15 protein-coding genes are annotated in these 15,201 nt (G+C 42.2%); 8 read left to right on the top strand and 7 right to left on the bottom strand.

Features of this window, described 5'->3' with window-relative positions; all coding sequences use genetic code 11:
- Nucleotides 1-438: 438 nt before the first annotated feature.
- The 5 genes from thrS (at nt 439) to C5O00_RS10150 (ending at nt 4,774) form a co-directional block, all read left to right on the top strand.
- Nucleotides 439-2,385, top strand: a complete 1,947-nt coding sequence (gene thrS / locus C5O00_RS10170) for a threonine--tRNA ligase (protein ID WP_105216756.1) — start codon at nt 439-441, stop codon at nt 2,383-2,385.
- A 97-nt stretch (nt 2,386-2,482) separates the two neighbouring features.
- A complete protein-coding gene (gene infC, locus C5O00_RS10165) occupies nt 2,483-2,974 on the top strand; it encodes a translation initiation factor IF-3 (protein WP_105216755.1) in 492 nt (163 codons plus the stop codon).
- Between the two features lie 77 nt (nt 2,975-3,051).
- Nucleotides 3,052-3,249 (top strand): 50S ribosomal protein L35, encoded by a 198-nt coding sequence (rpmI, locus tag C5O00_RS10160; RefSeq protein WP_105216754.1) that lies wholly within the window; start codon nt 3,052-3,054, stop codon nt 3,247-3,249.
- 112 nt (nt 3,250-3,361) lie between these two features.
- Nucleotides 3,362-3,706 carry a 50S ribosomal protein L20 gene (gene rplT / locus C5O00_RS10155; protein ID WP_105216753.1) on the top strand — a complete coding sequence of 115 codons (345 nt, stop codon included), beginning with the start codon at nt 3,362-3,364 and terminating at the stop codon, nt 3,704-3,706.
- A gap of 126 nt (nt 3,707-3,832) precedes the next feature.
- Nucleotides 3,833-4,774, top strand: coding sequence for an OmpA family protein (locus tag C5O00_RS10150; RefSeq protein ID WP_158676824.1), 942 nt, complete (start codon nt 3,833-3,835; stop codon nt 4,772-4,774).
- A 1-nt stretch (nt 4,775) separates the two neighbouring features.
- Here C5O00_RS10150 and C5O00_RS10145 read toward each other — a convergent pair whose 3' ends face one another.
- From C5O00_RS10145 to tgt, 7 genes are all read right to left on the bottom strand, one after another.
- Nucleotides 4,776-6,035 (bottom strand): asparagine synthetase B, encoded by a 1,260-nt coding sequence (locus C5O00_RS10145; protein ID WP_105216751.1) that lies wholly within the window; start codon nt 6,033-6,035, stop codon nt 4,776-4,778.
- A 40-nt stretch (nt 6,036-6,075) separates the two neighbouring features.
- The gene (locus C5O00_RS10140; protein WP_105216750.1) at nt 6,076-6,486 is read right to left on the bottom strand and encodes a nuclear transport factor 2 family protein; all 411 of its coding nucleotides are present in this window, start codon (nt 6,484-6,486) and stop codon (nt 6,076-6,078) included.
- Between the two features lie 84 nt (nt 6,487-6,570).
- Nucleotides 6,571-8,124, bottom strand: coding sequence for a replicative DNA helicase (gene dnaB / locus C5O00_RS10135; RefSeq protein ID WP_105216749.1), 1,554 nt, complete (start codon nt 8,122-8,124; stop codon nt 6,571-6,573).
- A 166-nt stretch (nt 8,125-8,290) separates the two neighbouring features.
- Complete coding sequence (locus tag C5O00_RS10130) at nt 8,291-9,244, bottom strand: acetyl-CoA carboxylase carboxyltransferase subunit alpha (RefSeq protein WP_105216748.1); 954 nt, start codon at nt 9,242-9,244, stop codon at nt 8,291-8,293.
- Nucleotides 9,245-9,296: 52 nt separating this feature from the next.
- Nucleotides 9,297-10,199 carry a DMT family transporter gene (locus tag C5O00_RS10125; protein ID WP_105216747.1) on the bottom strand — a complete coding sequence of 301 codons (903 nt, stop codon included), beginning with the start codon at nt 10,197-10,199 and terminating at the stop codon, nt 9,297-9,299.
- Entirely contained in the window at nt 10,186-11,265 is a 1,080-nt protein-coding gene (locus C5O00_RS10120) for an LptF/LptG family permease (RefSeq protein ID WP_105216746.1), read from the bottom strand. Before C5O00_RS10120 ends, C5O00_RS10125 begins: the two co-directional genes overlap by 14 nt.
- The gene (tgt, locus tag C5O00_RS10115) at nt 11,265-12,395 is read right to left on the bottom strand and encodes a tRNA guanosine(34) transglycosylase Tgt (RefSeq protein WP_105216745.1); all 1,131 of its coding nucleotides are present in this window, start codon (nt 12,393-12,395) and stop codon (nt 11,265-11,267) included. Before tgt ends, C5O00_RS10120 begins: the two co-directional genes overlap by 1 nt.
- Nucleotides 12,396-12,605: 210 nt before the next feature.
- On the opposite strand from tgt, the gene C5O00_RS10110 reads away from it, so the two are divergent.
- Genes C5O00_RS10110 through C5O00_RS10100 form a run of 3 tightly spaced genes read left to right on the top strand, consistent with a single transcriptional unit; the run spans nt 12,606 to nt 15,106 of the window.
- Entirely contained in the window at nt 12,606-13,451 is an 846-nt protein-coding gene (locus C5O00_RS10110) for a transketolase (RefSeq protein ID WP_105216744.1), read from the top strand.
- Nucleotides 13,452-14,156 carry a hypothetical protein gene (locus C5O00_RS10105; protein WP_105216743.1) on the top strand — a complete coding sequence of 235 codons (705 nt, stop codon included), beginning with the start codon at nt 13,452-13,454 and terminating at the stop codon, nt 14,154-14,156.
- Nucleotides 14,153-15,106, top strand: coding sequence for a transketolase family protein (locus C5O00_RS10100; RefSeq protein WP_105216742.1), 954 nt, complete (start codon nt 14,153-14,155; stop codon nt 15,104-15,106). The genes C5O00_RS10105 and C5O00_RS10100 overlap by 4 nt, the downstream gene beginning before the upstream one ends.
- Nucleotides 15,107-15,201: the final 95 nt, after the last annotated feature.

Here is a 15,201-nt window from a genome sequence, read left to right as displayed (position 1 = left end):
AAATAAAATGTGATGTTTGAATTTCCCCGTATTAAGAACTTATGCTTGCTTGTAAAAGCGGATGCAAATATACAGTCCATTTTATTTTCTGCAAGTTATTAGACAAGTAATTTTTAAAAAAATATCGCTTCTACATTTAAGTAATTGATCCTTCCTAATTTATATTCCCAATAATTTTTTAGCTCACTTTTTACCTTTATATATATACTAGCAAAAATAAAACACCGCGTTAGGGATAGAAGTGACATCCCCTGTAGTGCCGATGAAGTATAGCGAAGCTCACTACACGACTACTACAGGGATATAACGGATAGCCCGCCCCTGCAGGGCGCTCTGCTCTCCTGCAGGGGAACGCTCTACCTGTAGAATATAAAGAACAAAGCGTATTGTAAAACGAATAAAACAGTAGTATCTTTACGCCCTTAAAATAGTAAGGTTATGATAGGAATCACGCTACCGGACGGAAGTGTAAAACAAGTGAAAGCAGGGACTACTCCCATGGATGTGGCAACAAGCATTAGTGAGGGACTTGCACGAAATGTAATTTCGGCATCATTTAATGGTGAAAAAGTGGAGGCTTCTACCCCACTCACCCAGGATGGATCACTTGTACTTTATACCTGGCGTGACGACGAAGGCAAACAGGCTTTCTGGCATTCCTCCTCCCATATCATGGCTCAGGCCCTGGAAGAAATGTATCCCGGGATCAAACTTACAATTGGTCCGGCAATTGAGAATGGCTTTTATTATGATGTAGACCTGAACGGACACAACATTTCTGAAAAGGACCTGCCGGCTATAGAAAATAAAATGCTGGAAATCGCCAGGGAGAAACACGAGTTTAAAATGCGGTCTGCTTCTAAAAAGGAGGCTCTGGATTTTTATCAGAAACAAGGGAACCAGTATAAAGTGGAACTCATTGAGAACCTTGAAGACGGCACCATCACGTTTTGCGATCACGACACTTTTACCGATCTGTGCCGGGGTGGACATATACCTAACACAGGGATCGTGAAAGCAGTAAAACTAATGAGCATTGCCGGTGCCTATTGGCGTGGGGATGAAAACAATACTCAGCTCACACGTATTTACGGAATTTCATTTCCGAAGCAAAAAGATCTAAAGGAATACCTGGAACTGCTGGAAGAAGCCAAAAAAAGAGACCACAGAAAACTAGGGAAGGAACTCGAACTGTTTACCTTTTCGCAAAAGGTGGGGCAAGGACTTCCGCTGTGGTTACCCAAAGGAGCTGCCTTAAGGGAACGGCTTGAGAATTTCCTGAAGAAAGCGCAGAAAAAAGCCGGGTACGAAATGGTGGTTTCACCACATATAGGGCAGAAGGAATTATATGTAACATCGGGCCACTACGAGAAGTACGGAGCCGATAGTTTTCAGCCGATCAAAACTCCAAACGAGGACGAGGAATTCCTGCTCAAGCCCATGAATTGTCCGCATCACTGCGAGATGTATAAAAGCAAACCCTGGTCGTACAAAGATCTGCCTAAGCGATTTGCAGAATTTGGTACCGTATACAGATATGAACAGAGTGGAGAATTACACGGCCTTACAAGAGTACGTGGTTTTACCCAGGATGACGCCCATATCTTCTGTACTCCAGATCAACTTGATGAGGAATTTAAAAAGGTGATCGACCTGGTGTTGTATGTTTTTGGTTCCTTAGGGTTTGAAGATTTTGTTACCCAGGTTTCGCTTCGCGATCCGGATAATCCTGAGAAATATATTGGCGACCCGGAGCTATGGGAAAAGGCCGAACAAGCCATTGTAAGCGCAGTACAAGACAAAGGACTGGACTATGTGATGGAAACCGGTGAAGCCGCTTTCTACGGTCCGAAACTGGATTTTATGGTACGTGACGCCCTTGGTAGAAGCTGGCAGTTAGGAACCATCCAGGTAGACTACACCTTGCCGGAGCGATTCGAGCTAACCTATAAGGGGAGCGATAACGAATTGCACAGACCGGTGATGATCCATCGTGCTCCATTTGGAAGTATGGAACGTTTTGTGGCCATTTTACTGGAGCACACGGGAGGTAATTTTCCGCTTTGGCTGATGCCGGAGCAGGTTAGTATCTTGTCTCTCAGTGAAAAATACGAGAAATACGCTCAAAAAGTTTTAAATTTGCTTGAAAATAACGAAATTCGCGCCCTTGTAGATAATAGGAACGAAACCATTGGGAAGAAGATCAGGGAGGCGGAGATGAATAAGATCCCATATATGCTGATCGTTGGAGAGCAGGAAGAAAAAGATGGTACGGTTTCTGTAAGAAAGCATAGCGAAGGTGATCTGGGCACTATGAGCGTTGAGAAATTTTCTGAATTAATTAGTTCGGAAATTGAAAAGAACAGTGTCGAATTTAATGTGTAACATATCCGTTTAAACGGAATTAATAAATATAGTCATAGCAATACGAAGAAAAAGAAGTAGAGGCCCTGCAAGGGTCATTAAAGAAGATCAACACAGGATCAACGAAAAAATCCGTGCGGAAGAAGTGCGGTTAGTTGGTGATAATGTAGAAATTGGAATTTATTCCAGGCAACAGGCTTTGGATATAGCCGATGAACTGGGATCGGACCTTGTAGAGATCTCACCTAATGCCACCCCACCTGTATGTAAGGTGATGGATTATAAGAAGTTCGTTTACGAACAAAAGAAACGTGAAAAGGCGTTAAAGGCGAAAGCCTCTAAGGTCGTGGTCAAAGAAATACGATTTGGCCCTAATACCGATGATCACGATTATCAGTTTAAGAAAAAACACGCAGAGAAGTTCTTAAAGGACGGAGCGAAATTGAAAGCCTATGTATTCTTTAAAGGGCGATCGATAATTTATAAAGACCAGGGAGAAATATTATTATTACGCCTGGCGCAGGAATTGGAAGACTACGGTAAAGTAGAACAAATGCCAAGACTGGAAGGAAAGCGAATGACTATGTTCATCGCCCCTAAGAAAAAATAAATTGAATTAAAATATTTATCCGCTCAATCAATTGTGAAAGTGGGTAAAGAGCGAAGTAATATATAAACGTAGGAAACATGCCGAAACAAAAAACAAAATCCAGTGCAAAGAAGCGATTTAAGCTAACAGGTACTGGTAAGATCAAAAGAAAGCATGCGTTTAAAAGTCACATCTTAACAAAGAAGTCGAAAAAACGCAAGCTAGCCTTAACTCATGACACCACGGTGCACAAGAGTGATGAGGATAACGTTAAACAAATGCTTCGATTGAAGTAAGCGTTTAACCGGTTAATCAATTTTAATAACCCTGGAGTATGGCCTGAAAAGTGTTTTAAGTTTGAGATAAAATTTCAAGATTAAAACCGCCTGCTACAAAAACAAGTAAATTATGCCAAGATCAGTAAATTCAGTTGCTTCAAGAGCCAGAAGAAAAAAGGTGATGAAGCACGCCAAAGGTTACTTTGGAAGACGTAAAAATGTATGGACCGTTGCGAAGAATGCCGTGGAAAAAGCCATGTTGTATTCATACCGCGATCGTCGTGCAAAAAAGAGAAATTTCCGATCCCTGTGGATCACGCGTATTAACGCAGGGGCACGCCAACACGGAATGTCTTATTCTCAGTTCATGGGAAAACTCAAGGCTAACGATATCGAATTGAACCGTAAGGTTCTTGCCGACCTGGCCATGAATCATCCTGAAGCTTTTAAAGCTGTAGTAGACAAAGTAAAATAAGACAATCAACATATTATTTCGCTGAAAACCCGCTCCCTGAGAGCGGGTTTTTTTATAGCCCAACACATCTTCAAAATGCTTACATACTAATAATTCGTACTTTAGTGAAAACGTAAATGGCTCACTTTGAGATATTTTCTTATCATCTTGACCTATGTAGCACTTTCTGTCTGCGGTACGGCACAGAACGATAACAAATTGCACTATACCGGAAGCGACGGCAAGCGTATTTACCTACCTCTGGGAAAGATATCGTTCGCAGATTCGGTGGTAAAATTCAATATGGGATATCCAAGGCCAATTTCCAAATACCGAGACAGCAGCCAGTCCCTCCACAAGCCAAACTACCGCGGCTATGACAACGCCGATTTCATAACATTAGGTTGTGAGGGCAGTATAGTTTTAAAGTTCACGAATAATGGGTTTATGAATTTAAAAGGGCACGACCTCACCATTTTCGAAGTAGGCCCATCCAGGGAGCGAACCCGAGTGGAAGTAAGTACCGACGGTGAGCATTGGATCTACGCAGGCCTTGCAAAGGGAGGCACCTCAAAACTGGAATTTGATGATGAGAAGATAGATCCCAACTTGTTATTCTATTACGTAAAGCTTCAGGATTTAAAAGACGAATGCTCCGGAAAAAGTGCAGGGGCAGATATCGATGCGGTTGCGGCGATCAATAGCGTTATCCGCTTAACTGTGAATGCCGATGTACTTTTTGATGTTGCTGAATACCGACTTAAGCCGTCTTCAAAACACACCCTGGACTCACTTGCCCAATCCATACAGGTGGTGCAAAATGCTACCATATTAATAGAAGGCCATACAGACAGTGATGGAGATGAGGCCTATAACCTCAGACTTTCAGACAATAGATGTCAATCGGTACGCAGGAAACTAAAGCAATTACTTTCGAAATTCGGGACTTATAAATTTGAGACCAAAGCCTACGGTGAAACCAGGCCCAGGGTTGAAAATTCTTCAGATGAAAACAAACAGATAAACCGCAGAGTGGAAGTTATGGTGTTTCCCCCAAAAGATTACTACGATTCCTTACCCGATAACTAGATCAAGTCTTTTGCTTTTTCTTTTTCGCAGCCGGGAAAAGAACGTTGTTCAGTATAAGACGATATCCCGGTGACGTTGGGTGTAGTGCGAGTTCGGTTTTGGCATCTCCTACCCTGTGTTGATAATCTTCGGGATCATGCCCGCCGTAGAAAGTAAAGAAGCCTTTTCCTTTTATACCGTGTATATAGCGTGCTTCTCCATTGGTTTTATTTTCTCCCATAATGAGCACATTAGATTTTACAGTGCTTCTTCTATAGGAGGTGGTTTGCCCCATAAATCCTTTTACTAGTGAAGTGTGATTTTGAACAAGCATACACGGAATTGGATCCCATTTTGCCGAATAATCCATGAGAGAGAAATAGTCTGTCTCTTTGATGATACGTCGATCCCGTGTCATGTCTATAGTTGAGAATTCGTAGACCATAGGACTTCGCTCGAGGGTAAAATCTTTAAAAGCGAATGTCTTGGAAAAATCTATTTTACTTTGGTAGCCAGGTTCGCTGGGATCTCCATCGAACATAGGCTCGCAAATATCTACACCTTCAGCCGCCAGGGCAATGTCGAAACTATCGGTAGCACTACACATGGCAAACATAAATCCGCCCCCAATCACATAGTCCCTAATTTTAAGAGACACATCTCTTTTGGCTTCTGAAACCTTGTCGTAGCCTAATTTATTTGCCAACATCTCTGCTTTTCGTTTTTCTTCGATATACCATGGCGCTGAACGATAAGCGCGGTAGAATTTACCGTATTGCCCGGTGAAATCTTCATGGTGAAGATGTAACCAATCGTAAAGAAGTAATTGGTCGCTTAACACCTCTTCGTCGTAAACTACGGTATAAGGAATTTCGGCATAGGTGAGTACCATGGTCACTGCATCGTCCCAGGGTTGATTGCCCTTAGGGGAGTACACAGCTATACGGGGAGCTTTTTCAAGAACAACCGCCTCCATGTTCTGAGATGGGCTGCTAATTTCGGTTAGGATCTGTTCGGCTTTAGAATCGGATAAGATCTCGTAAGACACACCCCTGATCTGGCATTCTTTTCTAATTTCTTCGGCGTCCGGTAATAGAAAGGAGCCGCCTCGGTAATTGAGAAGCCATTTTACTTTTTGTTGTCGTTCCAGGGTCCAGTAGGTGATACCATAGGCCTTGAGATGTTCTTTTTGTCCTTCGGCATCCATAGGAATAAGGATATAGGATGCAGACAACTGCATAGAAAACAAAAGGCAGATAATAAAAATTATATTCTTCTTCATGCTAAGATGCTTACTACAAAAGTTAAGCCAAGATAACGGTTTATTTGCGATTATCCCTGTAGAATATCTTACTTACGATCTTCCATTCACCGTCAACCTTTAAAAGATTCATATAGTCTATAAAGGCAAAATCCTTATAAATGATCTCCAGCCGGGCATGAGCGGCGTTACCCATAATGTCGAGATGGGTGATGCGGGTCTCTCGATTCTGTTTTGGGCCGGGTTTCATTATCCCTTTAAAAAAATTGATGGCATTCACTTCGGTGTAGCCATCGGCACCTATGTATTTCATTGTGGCATTGTCATGAAATGCTTTTTTCAGCGTTTCGAAATCGTTATTGGTTCCTCCGTCCAGATAATAATTAAGGGTTTGAGTTACCATCTCCTTGTCCTGGGAGATCGCCGGTAATGATAGTGACAGTAAAAATAGAAATAGGATAGATCGTCTCATGATATTAAATTTTACAACTGTTTTGTATGCACAAAGTAGTTACAAAATTAATGACAAAGGCTTAATTAAATGCTAAATCTGTGGTTAGAACGGCACGTCGTTATCGTCGTCTGGTGAGAGGTCGTTGTTCATACTACTGCCGAAAGCTTCATCGGCAGATGGGAAACTATCTGTTTTGAAAGTGTCGTCGTTGGCGGCATCATTCATACGAGAGTGGATCTCTGTTGGGAAATCGAAGGTCTCCAGATTCTCAAACCTACCCAGGTGCCCGATAAATTTAAGTCGAATCTCATCCAGGCCACCGTTACGATGTTTAGACACAATAAACTCTGCCTGCCCTGCTGTAGGGGTACGGTCTTCGTCATCCCATTCGTCTATTTTATAATATTCGGGACGATAGATAAAGGAAACGATATCGGCATCTTGCTCGATTGCTCCAGATTCCCTTAGGTCACTTAATAGAGGCCGTTTGCTACCCCCTCGGGTCTCCACGGCTCGGGAGAGCTGAGACAGTGCTATCACCGGAACATTGAGTTCCTTCGCCAGAGCTTTTAGGTTCCTGGAAATAGTTGAAATTTCCTGCTCGCGGTTACCGCCTTTCTGGCTCCCCCCGGCGGTCATTAATTGCAGGTAATCCACTATGATCAGTTGAATACCGTGCTGGGAGGATAGTCGTCTTGCTTTGGCGCGAAGATCGAAGATGGATAAAGAAGGAGTATCGTCTATAAATAGAGGTGCCTTTTCAAGCCCTTTCACTTTTACATTGAGTTGTTCCCACTCGTGTTTTGCCAGATTTCCGGTTCGGAGTTTCTCCGAACTTAAACCGGTTTCAGAAGAAATAAGACGAGTAATAAGTTGTACTGAAGACATTTCCAGGGAAAAGAACGCAACAGGGATATTATGTTCCACGGCTATATTTCGTGCCATAGATAAGGTTAGAGCTGTTTTACCCATACCCGGACGAGCAGCAATAATTATGAGGTCACTGGGTTGCCATCCCGAAGTGAGTTTATCTACCTTGGTAAATCCTGAAGGAATACCAGACAGACCTTCCCTATTCGCAATTTCCTCAATTCTTTTCTTGGCCTGGATCACCAAACTCTGAGCAGTTTCTGAAGAACGTTTGATGTTCCCCTGGGTAATTTCATACAACTTAGCCTCGGCATTATCCAGCAGATCGAAAACGTCTGTGGTCTCATCGTAGGAATCCTCAATGATCTCGTTTGAGATCTTTATAAGGCTTCTTTGAATGTATTTCTGAAGGATGATCCTGGCGTGGAATTCTATATGGGCTGAAGACGATACTTTTTGGGTGAGTTGAACCAGGTAAAACTCCCCTCCGGCTGCATCCAGCTTAGCATCCTTCTTTAATTGGGCTGAAACGGTTAATAAGTCCACCGGCTCGCTATTCTCAAAAAGAGTGTGAATGGCTTCAAAGATGTGTTGATGTGCTTCTTTGTAGAAAACCTCGGCGTTTAGGATATCGATCACTTCATCGACCCCTTTCTTATCGATCATCATAGCACCAAGCACAACCTCCTCTAAATCAGTAGCTTGCGGAGGTAACTTACCTTTTTCCAAAGAAATAATCTGGGAAGGCCTGGATGGATAAGATGTGTGAGGTTTCAGTTTTTCCATTGAGCGAATGTAAATAAAATGTTAAGAGCAGTAGAATTTTTCGAACTTTGTATATTAACCGGTCTTCAACAATTGAACTGTTAACAACTCAATTTTATTGTTAATAAGTTACAAAAAAATCCGAAGCTAAAACTTCGGATTTTCAGAAGGGTTGTTATTGCTGAATCTAGCCTTTAAAGACTCCCATTTCGGAATATTTTTCCATCCGCTTTTCCACCAATTCTGTTGGGGATAAATTTTGCAAACTTCGATATGCTTTTTCAATTGCGTTGGCAACGAGAAGATATGTTTTTTCCTTATCGCTATGAGCACCTCCAAGAGGTTCCTTAACGATCTGATCGATCAGTTTCAACTTCTTCATATCTGCTGCGGTAAGCTTTAATGCTTCGGCAGCCTGCTCTTTAAATTCCCAGCTTCTCCACAAGATTGAAGAACAACTTTCGGGTGAAATTACAGAGTACCAGGTATTCTCCAACATTAGAACTTTATCGCCCACTCCTATACCGAGGGCGCCACCACTTGCCCCTTCACCAATTATCATTACAATAATAGGTACTTCGAGACGGGTCATTTCCATAATATTTCGGGCGATAGCCTCACCTTGGCCTCGCTCTTCAGCTTCAAGGCCCGGATACGCACCAGGGGTATCAATAAGGGTAACTACTGGAATCCCGAATTTTTCGGCAGATTTCATAAGACGCAAAGCTTTACGATATCCTTCCGGGTTCGCCATTCCAAAATTCCTGTACTGCCTGGTTTTAGTATTGTAACCTTTTTGCTGGCCAATGAACATATAACTCTGGTCACCGATCTTGCCCAGGCCACCAATCATGGCTTTATCGTCCTTGAAGGCGCGATCGCCGTGAAGTTCTAAAAAAGAATCCCCACAAATGGCTTTTATATAATCCAAAGTGTAGGGACGATTAGGGTGACGTGATAATTGTACACGCTGCCAAGGAGTAAGATTTTTATAAATCTCCTTTTTGGTCTCTTCAAGTTTAAGCTCGATCTGCTTACATGTATTACTTACATCGACATCACTTTCCTCGCCGATCTTACAAGCTTTTTCATACTGCTCCTGAAGCTCCTTAATAGGTAATTCAAATTCAAGATATTCCATAGTCTCGCGCTACTGTATTTTTTGCTTAGCTTACAAAGATAAAACTTTGTATTTAGTTAGACTCCTTCGCTTGTTTTTTTATTGTTCTTCTTGTTTTCACTACTCCATTTGCCAGCACGGTAACCAAAATGATCAACGCCCCATAATAAAACTGAGGGCTCATATTTTCTGAATCTCCCAAAATGAACAATGCCAATAGGATCCCATAAACCGGTTCAAGATTAATGGTAAGCATTACGGTGTAGGGGCTTAACCATTTCATTACATGAATGGACGCAATAAAAGCATAGGCAGTACACACGGTGGCAAGAATTAGTAAATAGATCCAGTCATTAGAACTTAGTTGGAAGAATTCGGAGGTAAGATCGCCATTGAATAAGAGGAAGATCGAGATGCAAAGGGTTCCGAAGAACAATTCATAAAAAGAAATAACCGAAGCCCGATGCCGCTTCGCCATTTTGCCATTTATCACCGAGAACAGAGAACCAAGAAAGGATGAACACAGGGCAAGTAGTATTCCCATAGCGTAACCAGTCTCAAATTGAAAGATTATATACAACCCTACAACTACCAGTAATCCAAATAAAACCTCATACCCAATAATTCTTCTGCGATAATACAATGGTTCCAGAAAAGAAGTAAAAAATGCCCCGGTAGACATTACTGCCAGGGTGACCGACACATTTGAAACTTTTATCGCGCCAAAAAAAGCCAGCCAGTGCAAGGCAATAAGCACACCAGCGATAAAAAAACCGGCGAGGGCTTTTTTCGTGTGGCGCAAATTTATTCTTCTTATTAGCAAAAAGAATAGTATGAAGCCTGTAGCCAGGAGCATCCGAAACCACACCAGAGGTATTGCATCAATAGAGATAAGGGCCCCTAATACAGCAGTGAAGCCCCAGATAAATACAATAACATGTAAATGCAGGTAATTAAATAGCCTAGCGTTTTGCATTTCGTAACAGATATACTGCTAAAATACCAAATACAAAATTAGGGAACCAGGTGGCTATAAAGGGTGAGAAAGTACTTTGTTCGGCCATCGTACCAAAGATCTTATCGAAGAAAATGTATACCATCCCGATGGCGATCCCTATGGCCAGGTTAACACCCATCCCTCCACGCCGCTTCATTGAAGAAACAGCCACGGCGATGATAGTGAGGATATATGCCGAAACCGGCAAACTCCAGCGTTTGTATCGCACTACCTCATAACGGTTGATATAAGAAGATCCTCGGGCTTTTTCCCTTCGGATAAAATCATTCAATTCGGTATAATTGAGCGTCTCCGCGATATACTCTACAGGAGTAAGGTCTTCCAGTTCGAAAGTGAAGGTAGTATCTACTTTGCTGCGCCGTTCCAGAATATCCTCATTTTCGCCAATGATCCTTTTCTTGAAATTGAACAAGGAATAACTACTGTCTATTTCATTATACTTAATTCGGCTGGCCGAGATCTTGTAGGTCATTCGATTGCCTTCAATATGTTCGAGTGTAAAATTATTACCCGATTTCTCCTTCACATTGAAGTAACTCACATAGATATATTCATTCTCATTGATCTGGCGATATACATTAGATTGATTTCTAGCCCGTTTTCCTTTTTTAAGATAGTTATAGGTAAACTCGTTAAACCCTTTACTTGCCATAGGCGCAAGGTACATTCCCATAACAAGCGCACCAATACATACGATGGTTGCTCCTATAATATAGGGTCGCAGGAAACGATAATAAGAAACCCCACTACTTAAAAAAGCGATCACCTCGGTATTGTTCGCCAGTTTGGAGGTGAACCAGATGACGGAGAGAAAAAGAAATAATGGAAAAAGTAAATTTGCAAAGTAAACCGTAAAATCGAGGTAGTACTTGGCTACTTCTATAAAGGGAACTTCATTGGCTAGTATCTTATCGATCTTTTCGGCAAGATTTACCGTAATCCCGATTGGGATGAAAAGTAGTAGCAAGAGGATAAATGTCCCCAGATACTTTCTCAGTATGTACCTGTCCAGTATGCTTAACATTATAAGCGCTTATCCATTTGTTTTACCATCTTATCCTTCCACGATCTGAAATCTCCGTCTAAGATATGTTTTCTGGCTTCACGAACCAACCACATATAAAAACCCAGATTATGAATAGTAGCGATCTGCCTTCCCAACATCTCATTTACTGTAAACAGATGTCGTAAATAGGCTTTACTATAGGCTGTGTCCACCCAGGTGATATTCATCTCATCGATGGCAGAAAAATCGTCCTCCCATTTTTTATTCTTGATGTTTATGGTGCCATGGGCAGTGAATAACATACCGTTCCGTCCATTTCTGGTAGGCATCACACAATCGAACATATCGATACCCAGAGCTATGTTTTCTAATATATTGATAGGAGTTCCCACGCCCATTAGATAACGCGGTTTATCCTCCGGGAGTATGTTGGTAACCACCGCAGTCATCTCGTACATCTCCTCTGCCGGTTCTCCCACTGATAGACCTCCTATGGCATTCCCTACCGCTCCCGCATTCGCGATATATTCGGCAGACTGTTCACGCAGATCTTTGTAGGTACTTCCCTGCACTATAGGGAAAAAAGCCTGCTCATAATCGTATTTTAAAGGGGTTTTCTCCAAATGAGAAAGGCAACGGTCCAGCCAACGGTGCGTCATATGCATGGATCGTTTGGCATAATTATAATCGCATGGATAAGGAGTACATTCATCGAATGCCATAATAATATCGGCGCCGATAGCTCTTTGAATTTCCATTACATTTTCCGGTGTGAAAACATGATAGCTACCATCTATATGCGATTTAAATTTAACGCCCTCCTCTTTTATCTTTCTGTTTGCTGAAAGCGAATACACCTGGTAACCGCCGCTATCGGTAAGGATATTTCGGTCCCAATTCATGAATTTATGTAATCCTCCTGCTTTTATGAGGATCTGTGTTTGAGGCCTTAGATAAAGATGATAGGTATTACCAAGAATGATATCCGGATTTATATCTTCCGAAAGTTCGCGCTGATGCACTCCTTTCACGGTCCCAACAGTACCCACAGGCATGAAGATTGGCGTTTCAATACTACCGTGACCCGTTTTTATGGTACCCGCCCTGGCAGACGATTGTTCATCTTTCCCTTCAAGTTTGAAGTGCATTTTCGAAGTTTAAATGGCAAAGGCCATGAATTGGCTGCAAAGATATAATGATTTATGAGTTTACCATCCCAAATTCATGTTAGAACCATCCCAAAGTTAGATCATTTCGATTATGTTAACTAAAAACCTGAAATCGTTAATAACTGCCCGATTTTGCTCTTTGTTCCACCTGAGGAATACGTTACTTTTGACACTGAAAATTTCAATACTATGCCGGATATTTCATATCTCAACGATTTAATAATACAAGTACGTAGAGACATATTAAGACAAGTACATAAGGTGAACTCCGGGCATCCCGGTGGATCCTTAGGCTGCACCGAATTCTTTGTAGCACTTTTCCAGGTTCTGATGGAGCGCAAAGATGGGTTCGACATGGACGGAAAAGGTGAAGATATCTTCTTCTTATCCAATGGGCACATCTCCCCTGTTTTTTACAGTGTTCTGGCAAGATCCGGTTATTTTCCGGTGAATGAGCTTAACACCTTTAGACATATAAATTCCAGGCTACAGGGACATCCTACAACACACGAAGGACTTCCGGGTGTTCGGGTTGCTTCCGGGTCGCTTGGCCAGGGCATCTCTGTTTCGATAGGAGCCGCCGAAACCAAGAAATTGAACAACGACGATCATTTGGTCTATACGCTATGTGGTGATGGAGAACTACAGGAGGGTCAGAACTGGGAAGCCATTATGTACGCTGCCGGCAATAAAGTGGATAACCTAATTGTGACTGTAGATTATAACGGACAACAGATCGACGGAGCTACCGAGAATGTATTACCCCTAGGTAACCTAAACGCAAAGTTCAAGGCCTTTGGTTGGGATGTAATGGAGATAAATGATGGTAATAATCTCACTGAAGTCATCGAAGGTATGAAGGAAGCCAAAAGCAGAACTGGTAAAGGAAAACCAGTTTGTGTCCTTATGAAAACCGTCATGGGTAACGGAGTGGATTTTATGATGCATACCCATGCATGGCACGGAAAAGCGCCTAATGATGAACAACTCGAGATCGCATTATCTCAAAATCCTGAAACCTTAGGTGATTATTAGATGAAATATATATTAACCTTTCTGGCTTTAACTGTATTCGCCGAAAACCAGGCGCAGGAATTGGTGGTGAATCTTGATTATAAGGTAGTCTACGAGATTCCGGCACCGGCTCGTAGCACAATGGATACAATTGCCATTAGTTTCGATAAGGCTGGGAAGTATTTATATTCCGACGCAAAAATTTTGGGAGAGGATTTCGGAAGAACAGTTTTCGAGAACCCAAATCTCGATCTTTCGTCAGCGCGATCATCGTTTATCCTGGATACTGAAAAGATGGAGATCTACTTCAATTTCAGTTTCGATAAGAATATGATGTACTTTAAAATGGATCTGGAAGCCCTTATTCCGATAGAATCCGATCCCTTTGAAGGGAATATGGAACTCATTTCCGAAGAAACCGGAGATGAGATAGAGATCGCAGGGGGTTATTACCCATCTTATTTACTCTATCCCAATACAGAACCGGAAGACCCGTTAACACTGGTTATCGATACAAAACGTCCGGTTAACAATTACAATGTAATAAACGAATTTATACAACTGATGCTTCGGAAGACCGAGAGCAAAGGCAGTATGAGCTTACATATCCCGAAAGGCCTTATACTTGGAGTTTATTCTAAATCGGGTACTATGATGGAAGCCATTTCAGTAGAAGATGTTTCCACAACTATTAATGTCTCACATCGATTCAATATAAAGGAATGAAAAAATACACCGACAGCGGAAAAAAGGATACACGATCTGGGTTTGGCGCAGGACTTACAGAATTAGGCAAAAAGAATGAAGATGTTGTTGCCCTTTGTGCCGACCTCACCGGGTCTTTAAAAATGGATGAGTTTAAAGATAATCATCCGGATCGCTTCTTTCAGGTAGGTATCGCAGAAGCCAATATGATGGGTATTGCTGCCGGGATGACCATAGGTGGTAAGATCCCCTTCACAGGCACATTTGCCAATTTCTCAACCGGAAGGGTTTACGACCAGATAAGACAGAGTATTGCCTATAGCCATAAAAACGTGAAGATTTGTGCCTCGCATGCCGGACTTACGCTGGGTGAGGATGGAGCAACGCACCAAATCCTTGAAGATATTGGGCTTATGAAAATGCTCCCCGGAATGACCGTGATAAATACCTGCGATTATAACCAAACGAAGGCGGCCACCATAGCAATTGCGGATCATTTCGGACCAGTATACTTAAGATTTGGTCGACCTAAAGTTGCAAATTTCACACCAGAAGATCAAACTTTCGAGATTGGGAAAGCCGTTCAACTTCAGGAAGGAAGCGATGTAACTATAATAGCTACCGGACACCTGGTCTGGGAGGCATTACTCGCTGCCGAGACACTTAATGAACAAGGTGTATCTGCAGAGGTGATCAATATTCACACGATCAAACCCCTTGATAAAGATGCAGTTTTGAAAAGTGTTGCCAAAACCGGATGTGTAGTTACCGCCGAAGAACACAATTACTACGGTGGGCTGGGAGAAAGTGTAGCAAGAGTAATGGCGGAAAATAATCCTTCCCCTCAGGAGTTCGTGGCTACACAGGATACCTTTGGTGAATCCGGTACACCAGAACAACTCATGGATAAATACGGATTAAATGCCGAAGCGATCGTTAAGGCGGCATTGAAAGTGATCGCACGTAAATAGATCTTTTTTTGCCCGATCCCGTCAGGCGTCTATGGTTTTATAGATTTCATTGAAGCCTACTGTGATGGGAAAACAGATCATTAAAAAAGCCTCAC

This window comes from Pukyongia salina (assembly GCF_002966125.1).
GTDB classification, from domain to species: Bacteria; Bacteroidota; Bacteroidia; order Flavobacteriales; family Flavobacteriaceae; genus Pukyongia; species Pukyongia salina.
The sequence above is the reverse complement of the archived record's forward strand: the minus strand, read 5'-3'. Positions and strand labels throughout refer to the sequence as shown.

Coding starts and splice junctions, on each gene's coding strand:
- C5O00_RS10130 (WP_105216748.1), bottom strand. CDS start 9,244: ATGGAATATCTTGAATTTGAATTACCTATTAAGGAGCTTCAGGAGCAG.
- C5O00_RS10145 (WP_105216751.1), bottom strand. CDS start 6,035: ATGAAGAAGAATATAATTTTTATTATCTGCCTTTTGTTTTCTATGCAG.
- dnaB (WP_105216749.1), bottom strand. CDS start 8,124: ATGGAAAAACTGAAACCTCACACATCTTATCCATCCAGGCCTTCCCAG.
- C5O00_RS10105 (WP_105216743.1), top strand. CDS start 13,452: ATGAAATATATATTAACCTTTCTGGCTTTAACTGTATTCGCCGAAAAC.
- C5O00_RS10125 (WP_105216747.1), bottom strand. CDS start 10,199: ATGCAAAACGCTAGGCTATTTAATTACCTGCATTTACATGTTATTGTA.
- rplT (WP_105216753.1), top strand. CDS start 3,362: ATGCCAAGATCAGTAAATTCAGTTGCTTCAAGAGCCAGAAGAAAAAAG.
- C5O00_RS10120 (WP_105216746.1), bottom strand. CDS start 11,265: ATGTTAAGCATACTGGACAGGTACATACTGAGAAAGTATCTGGGGACA.
- thrS (WP_105216756.1), top strand. CDS start 439: ATGATAGGAATCACGCTACCGGACGGAAGTGTAAAACAAGTGAAAGCA.
- C5O00_RS10100 (WP_105216742.1), top strand. CDS start 14,153: ATGAAAAAATACACCGACAGCGGAAAAAAGGATACACGATCTGGGTTT.
- C5O00_RS10110 (WP_105216744.1), top strand. CDS start 12,606: ATGCCGGATATTTCATATCTCAACGATTTAATAATACAAGTACGTAGA.
- rpmI (WP_105216754.1), top strand. CDS start 3,052: ATGCCGAAACAAAAAACAAAATCCAGTGCAAAGAAGCGATTTAAGCTA.
- tgt (WP_105216745.1), bottom strand. CDS start 12,395: ATGCACTTCAAACTTGAAGGGAAAGATGAACAATCGTCTGCCAGGGCG.
- C5O00_RS10140 (WP_105216750.1), bottom strand. CDS start 6,486: ATGAGACGATCTATCCTATTTCTATTTTTACTGTCACTATCATTACCG.